This window comes from Heyndrickxia coagulans 36D1, from assembly GCF_000169195.2.
In the GTDB taxonomy this organism is placed as follows: Bacteria; Bacillota; Bacilli; order Bacillales; family Bacillaceae_C; genus Weizmannia; species Weizmannia faecalis.
The window spans coordinates 3,452,045-3,464,451 of the sequence record NC_016023.1; the positions used below are offsets into that span (position 1 = coordinate 3,452,045).

General features: G+C 47.0%; 9 protein-coding genes. 5 read left to right on the plus strand and 4 right to left on the minus strand.

What is annotated here, in order from left to right; all coding sequences use genetic code 11:
• Window positions 1–12: 12 nt before the first annotated feature.
• The gene (gene odhB / locus BCOA_RS33870; protein WP_014098432.1) at window positions 13–1,281 is read right to left on the minus strand and encodes a 2-oxoglutarate dehydrogenase complex dihydrolipoyllysine-residue succinyltransferase; all 1,269 of its coding nucleotides are present in this window, start codon (window positions 1,279–1,281) and stop codon (window positions 13–15) included.
• 154 nt (window positions 1,282–1,435) lie between these two features.
• Window positions 1,436–4,270 carry a 2-oxoglutarate dehydrogenase E1 component gene (locus tag BCOA_RS33875; protein WP_014098433.1) on the minus strand — a complete coding sequence of 945 codons (2,835 nt, stop codon included), beginning with the start codon at window positions 4,268–4,270 and terminating at the stop codon, window positions 1,436–1,438.
• A 342-nt stretch (window positions 4,271–4,612) separates the two neighbouring features.
• Here BCOA_RS33875 and BCOA_RS33880 point away from each other — a divergent pair, with 342 nt between their 5' ends.
• Window positions 4,613–5,017 (plus strand): HSP20-like chaperone, encoded by a 405-nt coding sequence (locus BCOA_RS33880; RefSeq protein WP_258435029.1) that lies wholly within the window; start codon window positions 4,613–4,615, stop codon window positions 5,015–5,017.
• 147 nt (window positions 5,018–5,164) lie between these two features.
• Here the strand turns inward: BCOA_RS33880 and BCOA_RS33885 are convergent, their stop codons facing one another.
• Complete coding sequence (locus tag BCOA_RS33885; protein ID WP_014098435.1) at window positions 5,165–6,559, minus strand: HAMP domain-containing histidine kinase; 1,395 nt, start codon at window positions 6,557–6,559, stop codon at window positions 5,165–5,167.
• A gap of 32 nt (window positions 6,560–6,591) precedes the next feature.
• Window positions 6,592–7,275, minus strand: a complete 684-nt coding sequence (locus BCOA_RS33890; protein ID WP_014098436.1) for a response regulator transcription factor — start codon at window positions 7,273–7,275, stop codon at window positions 6,592–6,594.
• Window positions 7,276–7,531: 256 nt separating this feature from the next.
• Here BCOA_RS33890 and BCOA_RS33900 point away from each other — a divergent pair, with 256 nt between their 5' ends.
• The 4 genes from BCOA_RS33900 (at window position 7,532) to BCOA_RS33915 (ending at window position 12,336) form a co-directional block, all read left to right on the plus strand.
• Window positions 7,532–8,794, plus strand: coding sequence for an MFS transporter (locus BCOA_RS33900; protein WP_014098437.1), 1,263 nt, complete (start codon window positions 7,532–7,534; stop codon window positions 8,792–8,794).
• Window positions 8,795–8,884: 90 nt separating this feature from the next.
• A complete protein-coding gene (locus BCOA_RS33905) occupies window positions 8,885–10,954 on the plus strand; it encodes a thioredoxin domain-containing protein (protein ID WP_014098438.1) in 2,070 nt (689 codons plus the stop codon).
• 271 nt (window positions 10,955–11,225) lie between these two features.
• The gene (locus tag BCOA_RS33910) at window positions 11,226–11,579 is read left to right on the plus strand and encodes a VOC family protein (RefSeq protein ID WP_014098439.1); all 354 of its coding nucleotides are present in this window, start codon (window positions 11,226–11,228) and stop codon (window positions 11,577–11,579) included.
• A 187-nt stretch (window positions 11,580–11,766) separates the two neighbouring features.
• Window positions 11,767–12,336 (plus strand): PadR family transcriptional regulator, encoded by a 570-nt coding sequence (locus BCOA_RS33915; protein ID WP_014098440.1) that lies wholly within the window; start codon window positions 11,767–11,769, stop codon window positions 12,334–12,336.
• Window positions 12,337–12,407 lie beyond the last annotated feature (71 nt).

Here is a 12,407-nt window from a genome sequence, read left to right on the forward strand (position 1 = left end):
TCTTTCATACTATTAAGATTCCAGCAGCAAATCTTCAGGATTTTCAATTAATGTCTTCACCGTTTTCAAGAAACCGACAGCATCCTTTCCGTCAATGACGCGGTGGTCATAGGAAAGCGCCACGTACATCATCGGGCGGATCTCAATTCGGTCTCCATCGACTGCAACCGGGCGTTTTTGTATGGTGTGCATGCCGAGGATACCAACCTGTGTCCCGTTGATAATCGGTGTCGAGAACAACGAGCCGAAGACACCGCCGTTTGTAATCGTAAAGGTTCCCCCCTGCAGATCGCTTAATGCAAGTTTATTATCGCGTGCTTTTTGGGCAAATGCAGCAATATCCGCTTCAATTTCCGCGAACGATTTCCGGTCGCAATCCCGGACAACCGGTACGACAAGCCCTTCTTCTGTGGATACTGCAATGCCGATATCATAATATTTTTTCAGCAGCAGCTCATTGCCCTGAATCTCCGCATTAACATACGGATATTTCTTCAATCCCGCAACCACGGCTTTTGTAAAGAACGACATAAAACCGAGACGGATGTCATGATCTTTAACGAACTGTTCTTTTTTCCGCTTTCTTAAATCCATGACAGCTGTCATATCAATTTCGTTGAATGTCGTCAGCATCGCCGTTGTCTGTGTCACTTCAACGAGCCGTTTTGCGATCGTCTGGCGGCGGCGTGACATGCGGATTCTTTCAATCGGTTTGCCGGCTTCTTCCGGCACAACTTTTCCAGCTGCAGGTTTTTCCGGTGCTGCCGGCGCTTTTGCCGCAGCTTGCGGATTGAAAGTTTCCACATCTTGTTTCCTTACCCTGCCAAGCGGATCCACTGCCGGCACTTGCGATAAGTCAATGCCTTTTTCGCGTGCCAGTTTGCGGGCAGCCGGAGAAGCAATCGGGCGGCTTTCGCTTTCTTCCTGAGCCGGCTTTTGTTGTTCCGGAGCAGGCGCTTGTGTTTGCGCCGGCGCCTCTGCTTGTGCCGGTTGTGGTGCTTCCGCTTCTTTTTGCGGCGCGGATGGCGTTGCACTGTTTTCCCCTGTTCCTTCGCCGACAATTGCAATGACATCGCCAACTTGTACTGTGTCCCCTTCTTCAAAAAGGAGGGACTGGACGACACCCTCTTCTTCTGAAATGACTTCTACATTTACTTTATCTGTCTCAAGTTCTACAATATATTCACCTTTGTCCACATGGTCCCCCGGATGTTTCAACCATTGTGCAATGGTTCCTTCCGTGATGGATTCTGCCAGTTCAGGCACTTTAATTTCAGCCACAACACTTGTCCTCCCTTAAAAGTATCACTTTTTTTATATCAAAGCCTCCTCCTTCATCTTCCGAGCAGCACGGGCTGCAGGATGAAGCGGGCAAAGCAGCGGTTATTTTGCGCATATTGAAGCCCCCGCCCCTTTGGAAGGAGCGGGCCGCCGTTTAAGGGCGGGTAATGGCTTCAGTCAGAATTCTGTTTTGTTCCTTTTTATGGACGACCGGGTCGCCTTCCGACGGGCTTGATCTTCTCGGCCGGCCGATGTACCGGATTTCCGCTCCCTGAGGCGCCAGCTTTCTTAAATACGGTTCAACGAAAGACCAGGAACCCATATTTTTCGGCTCCTCTTGCATCCATACAATTTCTTTCGCGTTTTTAAAGCGCGCGAAGATTTCCTTTAATTCCTGTTCAGGGAAAGGATAAATTTGCTCAACCCTTACCGTATGCAGCCAGCTGGTATTTTCCGCACTGTTCAGCTTTTCTTCCAAGTCTACAGCCACTTTCCCGCTGCAAAGCAGGATTCTTTCGACTGCATCCGTATTTTTCGTACCCGGGCCTTCCAGCACAGTGTGGAATTTTCCGTCCGTCAGTACAGACGGCTCTACAGATGCCAGCGGGTGGCGAAGCAGGCTTTTTGGCGTCATGAGAACGAGCGGGCGGATTTCTTCTTTTGCCAGCCATTTTGCCTGCCTTCTTAAAATATGGAAGTATTGGCCGGCTGTCGAAACATTTGCCACTGTCCAGTTGTTTTCCGCTGCCAGTTGCAGGAAGCGTTCCACCCTGCCGCTTGAATGTTCCGGACCCTGTCCTTCGTATCCGTGCGGCAGCATCATGACAAGCCCTGATTTTTGCCCCCATTTTGCCCTGCCAGATGAAATGAACTGGTCAAACATCACTTGCGCCATGTTTGCAAAATCGCCGAACTGGGCTTCCCAAATGACGAGCGTATCTGGCGAAAAGACGTTATAGCCGTATTCAAAGCCAACGACGCCAGCTTCAGTCAGCGGACTGTTATAAATGGCAAATGAAGTTTGAACGCCGGACAGATGATGGTGCGGAATGTATTCTTCCCCCGTCTGTTCGTCGTGCAGGACGAGATTGCGCTGAGCGAACGTGCCGCGCTGTGTATCCTGGCCGGTAAACCGGATCGGCACGCCATCTTTTAAAATGGCTGCAAACGCGAGCGCTTCCGCATGGGCCCAGTCAATTTTTCCCTTGCCGTCAAAGACGTGTTCGCGGCGTTTCAAAATCCGCGCCAGTTTTTTAAAGACATGGAAGTTTTCAGGCCAGGCGAGCAATTCAGCGTTCCAAGCCCGCAGTTCCTGTTCCGGCACCCCTGTTTCCATGCTCAAATAACCTTTTTTCACATTTTCAGGGGGTTCCATGGCCGTATCGGGTTCCGCTTCGCCGTCCGGCACTTTTTCGTAAGCCGCCTGCAGTTTTTTCTGGACGGCTTCATCGATGGTTTTGACCTCTTCGGCTGTCAGGACGCCTTCTTTTGCAAGCTGTTCACCGTAAATGGCCCTGACCGTCGGATGATTGTGCACTGCATGGTACATTACCGGGTTGGTTACCATCGGTTCATCCATTTCGTTATGACCATAGCGACGGTAGCCGACTAGGTCGATCACAAAATCTTTATGGAATTTTTCGCGGTAAGCATACGCAAACAGCGCCGCCTGTACGCATGCTTCCGGATCATCCGCATTCACATGGAGGATCGGCACTTCATAACCTTTTGCCGGATCGGAAGCATATTTCGTTGACCGCGAGTCATACGTTTCGGTCGTAAACCCGATATTGTTATTGGCGATGATATGGATCGTCCCGCCTGTCCCGTATCCGTTCAGCTTGCTCATGTTCAGCGTTTCTGCGACAATGCCCTGCCCCGCAAATGCGGCATCCCCGTGGACAAGAATCGCAAAGGCGCGGTCCGGATCGCGGTCCGGATAGCCCGTTTTGTTCCGGTTATCCTGCGCGGCGCGTGTATACCCTTCGACAACAGGATCGGCAACTTCCAAATGGCTTGGATTGTTGGCAAGTACGATGCGCGCGCCGATCGGTCCGCCGTTTTGCCCTTTTCTGTCCGCGCCGAGATGGTATTTAACGTCGCCGGTCCATCCGTACGTAATGCCGATCGATCCTTCGGAAGGGATTAAATCTTTATTGGAAGCATGCTTGAATTCTGCAAAAATGAGCTCATACGGTTTTTCAAGAATATGGGCAAGCACATTGAGGCGGCCTCTGTGCGCCATGCCGATATTAACGGTTTTCACACCTGTTTTTACCGCTTCAATAATCATTTGTTCCATCAGCGGAACGAGCGCATCAAGCCCTTCAATGGAAAAACGCTTTTGCCCGACAAATGTCCGGTGGATAAATTTTTCAAATCCTTCCACATCGGAAAGGCGTTTTAAAATGCCGATTTTCTGTTTCCGGCTGAGTTCGCGGAAAAAGCTGCCCGATTCAACAGTCCGTTGCAGCCAGTGCTTTTCTTCCATGTCGTGAATATGGTCAAACTCAAAGGCAACTTTTTGGGTGTACACTTCTTTTAAATAATTGATGGCATCAAGCCCGTTTTTGACCCTTTTAGGTGCATCCGGGCAAATAAAGGATGCCGGCACTTTTTTCAAATCTTCTTCGGTTAAATCAAATTCTCCCAGTTCAATTCTTCTGACATCCCCAACAGGTTTTTGGAGCGGGTTGATATCCGCTGCGAGATGGCCAAAAGTCCGGATATTGTCCGCCAATTTGACGGCAGCGACCATTTTGCTGAAAATCGTCGGGTTTGCCGGCAATTGGAAAGAAATATCCGCCTGCCCCTGTGTCGGGCTCCCGCCTTCGGAAACAGCGGGCGCGCCCCACTGGTCAAATACTTTTCTCGCCTCTTCGTCGATGCTCTCCGGATCTTCCAGGTATTGTTCATATAAATCCATGACATACCCAAGATTAGGCCCGGAAAAACTTTCCCAAAATCCCTTTGGTGTAGTTGCATTCATTTTGAAAAACCTCCAGCCCTTCGTCCCTTATTCACTTTCGTATGATTTCGTCTGGCGGATACCAAAACGGAACCATGAAATTATGTAACGATAAAGAATTTTGAAAGCTGTAACGCTTACAAACTCAATTTTAGCACTGTAAGCGTAATAGATAAAGTTAAAAACTCTTATTTTTAAAAATTTGCATGAATAGTGATTCATTCTGTTTTTTCCCGGAAAGTGATGCTGCATTTGCCTCACCTGATTGTTCAAAACCGCATATTTTATTATATCCCCGTTGCAGAAAGGAGCAAAAAAATGTTCCCATGGAAAACGTTTCCGTTCACCGAAGAGATCTTCAAGATGATGAATATGCCATTTCCGCCTGTACAGGAACATATCAACCAAGCCCTTTCTCAATGGGACGAATGGGGCGCTGCGTTCAAGAAGGGGGACGGGGCCGATGATCCGGCTCCCTCTTCCCCGGATACGGGCGCCCCGTCTATAAAAATATTTGAAACACTGGATTTTATTTTTATCCGCGTCCCTGTCCAGGAGGAAAGCATGCTCACAGGCTTAAAAATCTTCCACACTTCCCTTCAAGTCATGTTAAAATCATTTCCAAAACCGGACTCGGAACAGGTGATACGGCTGCCTTCCCCGGTACGCAGGAAAGGGACGACCGCAAAATACCGGGATGGCATCCTGGAAATCCGGCTCCTGAAAAAAAGCGAACATGAAATGACAGAAGTCGGCATTGATTTTTAACGACTCTGCCTTCTCGATAAAACTTACAGTTGGTTCTGACAGTTCCCGTTTTTTTGCGTATCAAAAGACTTACCCATCACGGGCGAAAGGCGGACACCTTGCCAGACACGGCCCTGCACCTTTTCTTTAAAAAGAAAAAAGAACGTTTCATTTTTTCGAAACGCCCTCTTTTCCACCTGTTTTTTGTTTTGCGACAAGGGGGAATGTAAACCGGATCTCGGTCCCTTTACCAACCTCGCTCGCTGCTTCTATCGTGCCGGAATATCCTTCAGTCAGTTGTTTGGCAATGGCGAGCCCGAGTCCGTTCCCGCCTTTTGCGCGGCTCCTTGCTTTATCCACCCGGTAAAAGCGGTGGAAAATTTGCGGCAAATCTTCTTTCGGGATCCCGATGCCGTAATCTTTTACTGTTAACATGGCCCTCCCCTTTTCCTGCTTGAGTCGGATATCGACTTTGTAAATGCGGTCGGAATATTTTATCGCATTATCAAATACAATGATCAGCACCTGCTCAAGATGGTTCTCGCTCATTTGGATGTCATAGGCCTGATTGGGATCATATTGAAAATTGAAGTCGAACTGCTGATGGATCATTTTAAAATTGCGGATCACCCTTTCTGTGACTGCCAAAAGATCTGCTTTTTCCTCATTGGCCAGTATTTTGGCTTCTTCCGCCCGCGAAAGATCGAGCAGTTCCTCCACCAGTTTTTTCATTCTGCTTAATTCCTGCAGCGAAGCCTGGAGCGACTCTTCAAGAATCGCAGGGTCATTTTTCCCCCACCGGTTTAACAAATTTAAGTGCCCTTCCATCACTTGGACGGGGGTCCTTAATTCATGGGAAGCATCCTCGACAAACCGTTTCTGCTGCCGGAACGACTGTTCAATTTGGTCCATCATATCGTTAAAAATATTGGTCAATTCCCCCATTTCGTCTTTAGAGGCGCTCGGCTCCATCCGTTCTTGGAATCCTTTTTTGCGGATGCTTTGCATCGTGGAAGAGAGCTTTTTCAGCGGTTTGAGGAAATTTTTTGCCATCATAAACCCGAGAAAAGCACTCAAAAGCAAGCCCACGCATCCGGCGACCATCATGACAAACAGAACATTCCGCATTAAATTTTCATACCGGTATAAAGGATAGATCACTTCAATATAGCCGTTGAACGATTGGGAGCGGAACGGGCTCCTTCCGACTAAAATTTGATGATTGCCCGCGCGGATCAGGCTGACCCGTTTTTCGTTCACCGGCACAAACGGCACTTTTGCATCGGTGGAATGAATGCTTTTTACGACAAGCATTTCCTTTCCGTCCGCATTGATAATCCGGATCGACTGATCTTTTTCCAGCACCTGCTGAAAGAGCGTCCGGTTCGATAAAATGTCATCGATGTTTTCCCCCTTGTTGTTCAAATCATCCAGCGCCTCGGATACCGAAGTCGCCTCTTCATGCAAAAGCCATCTGCTGATCAGCGTATACTGGAAAAAGCCGAAAATCAGAAACGTTAAAAAGATCGCAATACTTGCGCCAACGGACCATTTTACTTTCAAGGAACTTTTTTACAGCCAGTGTTTTACCGCTCTCATTCGCGCATCACATATCCTGTCCCCCGCACTGTCTGAATATAGCTGTCTTCGCCTTCTGTATCAATTTTATTGCGCAAGTACCGGATGTACACATCGACAACATTCGTTTCGACCTCGGTTTCATATCCCCATACTTTGTTCAGGAGTGCTTCCCGGGTCATGACAATATTTTTATTTTCCAAAAGCGTAAGCAACAAATCGTATTCCCGTTTTGTCAACTCAATGGTTTTTCCTGCCTTTTTAACAAGCCGGCTTTCTTTTTCCAGCACAAGGTCACGGAACTTGTACGTTGTTAGCGCTGCTTTTTTGGGCTCGGCGTACTCCATCCTTCTGAAAATGGCCCTTAGCCTTGCGAGCAATTCTTCAATCGCAAATGGTTTGACAATATAATCATCCGCCCCGTGGTCAAGCCCGGATACCCGGTCCATAATGCTGTCCCGGGCGGTAATCATGATGACCGGTGTTTCTTTTTCCTGTCGTAAGCGGCGGCATACTTCAAGGCCGTTCAGTTTCGGCAGCATTAAATCAAGGAGAATCACATCCCAATCCTCCTCCAAAGCCGACTGCAACCCTTCCCGTCCGTCATACGCCACTTTCACTTCGTATCCTTCATGCCTTAACTCCAGCTCAATAAAACGGGCCAGATTTTTTTCATCTTCCACCAGTAATATACGTTTCATGATGATTCCCCCTCGAAGTTCTTTTGCCGGAACTCTTTCTTTTCCGCTGCCCTTATTATAGCTCCGGACAGCGCATGATCAAGGAGAATCCGCTTTTTCTTATATGCTAACCGAATGAAAGGAAAAAGATATGAATGGTTTGTTAAAAAATGATGAGAAAGAAAACCCGTTTTTTCCATTCATAAATGTCTCCGGTTGGGCAGATAGTAGTAAAGAAGAGTGCTGACATTGAGAAGAAGAAAGGAAAATACAGACAATGGATCATTTGACAACGAACACACCTTTATCCGATAAAAACAATGAAATCCATCAAAAAAGATGGGCGATTGTTGCATTATCGTCCATTCCCCTGATTATGACACTGGGGAATTCAATGTTGATTCCGGTCCTTCCCCTCATGGAGGACAAACTGAGCATCAGCAAAGTCCAATCCAGCTATATTATCACCTTTTATTCAATTGTCGCCATTTTCCTTATTCCGGTTGCCGGATTTTTATCGGACAGATACGGCCGAAAAATGGTCATTATCCCGTCACTTGCGATTACGGCTATAGGAGGGGCGATTTCGGCATACGCGGCCTGGCAACTTGATCACCCGTATTCCCTTATTTTGATCGGCCGGACTTTGCAGGGCGTTGGGACGGCCGGCGCAGCACCGATCGTTTTGCCGCTTGTCGGTGATATGTTACACCGCAACCGGGATGTGAGCACCACCCTCGGCATTATTGAAACGGCCAATACGTTTGGAAAAGTATTGAGCCCGATTCTCGGATCCTTCTTGGCAGGATTGATCTGGTTTTTGCCTTTTGCGGCCATCCCTGTCTTTTGCCTGATCTCTATCCTGTCTGTTTTGTTTCTTGTCAAAAGGCCGGCACACGAAAAACAGGGGCCGGGAATCAAAGCATTTATAGGGAATACGAAAAAGGTGTTCCGAAAGCACTGGCGCTGGCTGTCGGCCGTATTTGCGATCGGGGCCATCGTGATGTTTATTTTGTTTGCGGTGCTGTTTTATTTGTCGTCCAATCTGGAAGACCAATACGGCTACCATGGCGTGAAGAAAGGGTTTATTTTGGCCGTCCCGCTTGCGGCATTGTGCCTTTCTTCCTTTATAACCGGGAAAATCATTAAAGAAAACATGGTACTGATGAAATGGATTATTTTCTCCAGCGTGCTCATTACCGGAGCCTCCGTGCTCGTGATCACTTTTTCGGACCGTTTTTTCTATTTAATAGGGACCTTTCTCATTTGCGGAATTGGAATCGGCGCCTCCCTTACGCCTTTGGATGCGCTGATTAATCAGTCGATTGAAAAAGAAGTCCGCGGAACGATCAGCGCCATTTACAGTTCTATGCGCTACATCGGCGTGGCGGCAGGTCCGTTATTTATGGCCAATTTTATGAAAGGGCGGGTTGAGATCAGCATGGTGATCATGGCCGGTTTCTGCCTGGTGGCGGCAGGACTTACATTTGTGGCGGTGAAACCGGACAAATCACGCGCCGAAGCCTCTTCCCCTGCCTAAATTTTGGAGCTGTGCGATATCATTTGTAGCGCCTTACCGTTTCAGGTAAACTGATGACGAAGAAACTGAAAGAAAGAAGGAGGGAATGCTTTGGCTGAAAACAGACGATTCAATCGGTTAATCCATGAAAAATCGCCTTATTTGCTGCAGCACGCCCGTAATCCGGTTGACTGGTATCCGTGGAGTGAAGACGCTTTTGCGAAAGCGAAGCAGGAAAACAAACCGGTTTTTGTTTCCATCGGCTATTCGACTTGCCACTGGTGCCATGTGATGGAACGAGAGTCTTTTGAAAACGAAGAGGTAGCCCGGATCTTGAATGAGAAATTCGTGGCGATTAAGGTTGACAGGGAAGAGCGGCCGGATATTGATGCCATCTATATGCTTGTTTGCCAAATGATGACTGGACAGGGCGGCTGGCCGTTGAGTGTATTTTTGACGCCTGAAAAGGTCCCTTTTTATGCCGGCACCTATTTTCCGCGGGAAAGCCGGTATGGGATGCCCGGTTTTAAAGAAGTGTTGCTTTATTTATCGCAGCAGTATACCGAAAATCCGGACCGTATCAAGGATGTAGGGGTACAAGTCAAACAGGCGCTCGAGGCAAGCCGGGAAAAAGGGAAACAAACGGCTTTAACAAAAGAAACGATCGGGCGCGCTTTCCAAGCTTACAAACAAGGTTTTGATCCCCGCTACGGCGGTTTTGGAAAGGCGCCGAAATTTCCAATGCCGCATTCACTCGTATTTTTACTGATGTATGCCAAATTTTATGAAAACCGGGATGCGCTTGCGATGGCAACCAAAACATTGGACGGGCTGGCGCGCGGGGGGATTTATGACCATATTGGTTACGGTTTTTCCCGCTATTCCGTTGATGAAAAATTTTTGGTGCCACATTTTGAAAAAATGCTTTATGACAATGCGCTGCTTGTGCTGGCCTATACCGATGCTTTCCGGATGACGAAAAATGCCCAGTACAAAAAAATAACGGAAGAAATCATCACGTATGTGCTGCGTGATATGGCCCATCCGGATGGCGGGTTCTATTCCGCGGAAGATGCCGACTCAGAAGGTAAGGAAGGAAAGTTTTATGTGTGGACGCCTGCAGAAGTAAAAGATGTGCTGGGGGAACAGTTGGGCACGCTCTTTTGCCAGGCATACGGCATTACCGGGCAGGGAAATTTCGAAGGAAAAAATATCCCGAACCAGATTACAACGCATTTAGAATCAATTGCAAAAAAAGAAGGGATTTCTCCCGCGGCGCTCGCAGAAAAATTAGAAACGGCACGGCAAAGCTTGTTTCAACACCGGGAAAAGCGGGTACGCCCGTTCCGCGATGATAAAATTTTAACGGCATGGAACGGCTTAATGATTGCAGCGCTCGCAAAAGCAGGGCGTGTTTTTCATCAACCATCCTATGTGCAGGCTGCAGAAAAAGCGGTTTCTTTTATCAGGGACAACTTGATTCAAAATGACCGTGTAATGGTGAGATACCGCGATGGCGAAGTAAAAAATAAAGGTTTTATAGACGAATATGCCTTTCTCCTGTGGGGATATATGGAACTGTACGAATCCACTTTTGCCCCTTTTTATTTGGCGGAAGCAAAAAAACTGGCCGGCAATATGATCGATTTATTTTGGGATGGTCATGGAGGAGGCTTTTTCTTTAGCGGAAACGACGATGAACCATTGCTCGTCAGGCAAAAGGAGTCTTATGACGGGGCACTACCTTCCGGGAACAGTGTTGCAGCCTGCCAGTTGTTAAGGCTTTCGAAACTGACTGGGGATTTTACGTTGGAAGAAAAAGTCCAGCAATTGTTTCAGGTCTTCAGCAAGGATATCCATGATGAACCCACTGCCCACGCCATGATGCTGCAGGCAGGGATGCACGCACAGCAGGCAACAAAAGAAGTCGTGATCGTGATGGATGATGAAACAAAAGAAGTTGTTGATTTCATTAACCATATACAGAAGAACTTCTACCCTGGCATTTCCGTCATGGTGGTAAAAAGGCGTGAACAGGCGAAACTTTCCAAAATCGCTTCCTTTATTGAAGATTATGCCATGATAAACGGACAACCAACCATTTATGTCTGTGAAAACTTCAGCTGCAATCAACCGACAAATGATTTTCAAACTGCCATGGATTTGCTCTTTAAAAAATGATTTATGCATGGAAGGTGGATGCCTTCCTTTTTTTATTACATACGGGGAGCAGAAAATGAACAGTTGCCCGGAACTATGATGATGCTCTGTTTGCTTTGCTAGGATAATCCCTTTTTGAAATACGCACCATTTTCTGATTGCCGTTAAATCTATCTTCTTGCATTTTCCATTCATCTTCTTTCTTCCAATTTTTTATATCAAAAAAACATGTTTACACATTATAAATTTTTGATATAATAAAAGCGACCAAACCTATGAAGGAGGCAATATCATGTTTACGAGTGCGAATGTAACAGTTACGGTAGCGGATTTAAAAAAAACCGTTCAATTTTACACCGAAACCCTTGGATTGAAGCTGCAGGGCGAAATGGACGATCATTTTGTACAGATCGAAGCACCGGGATTGACGATTGGGCTCCTGCATCTTACCGGAGAGCGGAATGCCCAATCGGCAAAATCAGAAAGCATGTCGATTGGATTTGTGGTGCAGGATTTAGAGGCAGCCATCAAGACATTGAAATCCCATGGTGTTAAATTCCATGATTATGTTGAAGGGAAGGCAGCCCAGGTCGTACACTTCAATGACCCTGACGGCAATACCCTTTACTTAGTATCTGATCATTAAAAAAGAGGCGGCTTTCAAATGTCATCCATGCCAACTTGGCAGCCGCCAGACAGGTTAAGCGGAATCCCGGCGCTTCCCGCTGCACCATCTTCCCACAATTATATGGCGAGAGTCTGTTTGTTGGATATTCATGGTTCAGCATCCCTTGTTCCATAAAAAGGCAGTTAGACGGAAAGGAGACGTTCGCTTGAACGAATTGTTCATACTTGGCGAATTGATGAACAACCCGATGCACGGCTATTTGCTGCATCAAATTTTGAACGCAATTGTGGGCCCCACACGAAAAATCAGCTGGGGGGCGCTTTATCCACTCATTCACAGCATGCTTGCAGACGGTCTGATCGAGCAGGTCCCCGAAGAACAACCGGAGGGCGCTCGGCGGGGAAAAGGAAAAAAGAAAAAGATTTACAAACTTACAGATGAAGGTAGAATCCGGTTTTTCCGGCTGATGGAAGAACCGATTCCATACTCACCGGATTATGAACTGCATTTTTATATGAAGCTGAAAAATTTTGGTCTGGTCAGTGAGGAAGTGCAGTTTTTAATTTTGCATCAATATAAAGATTACTTGCGTTATGAAATCCGCCATGAGGAAGAACGGTTGGTTTATGCGGGAGGGGATAAACGGATTCCCAAGGAAGAACAGCAGTATATCCTGACCTTTTTCCGGCACCGGTTAGAAAAGCTCCGTTTTGACGAAAAGTGGGTATTACAATTAATCCATCAACATCGTGAGAATAGACAAGGGCTTGAATAAAGTGTGAAAACGGAAAGCTGGACATACTTGTGCAAACCCATAAGAAATCCGGAATGATGCATTCACAATAT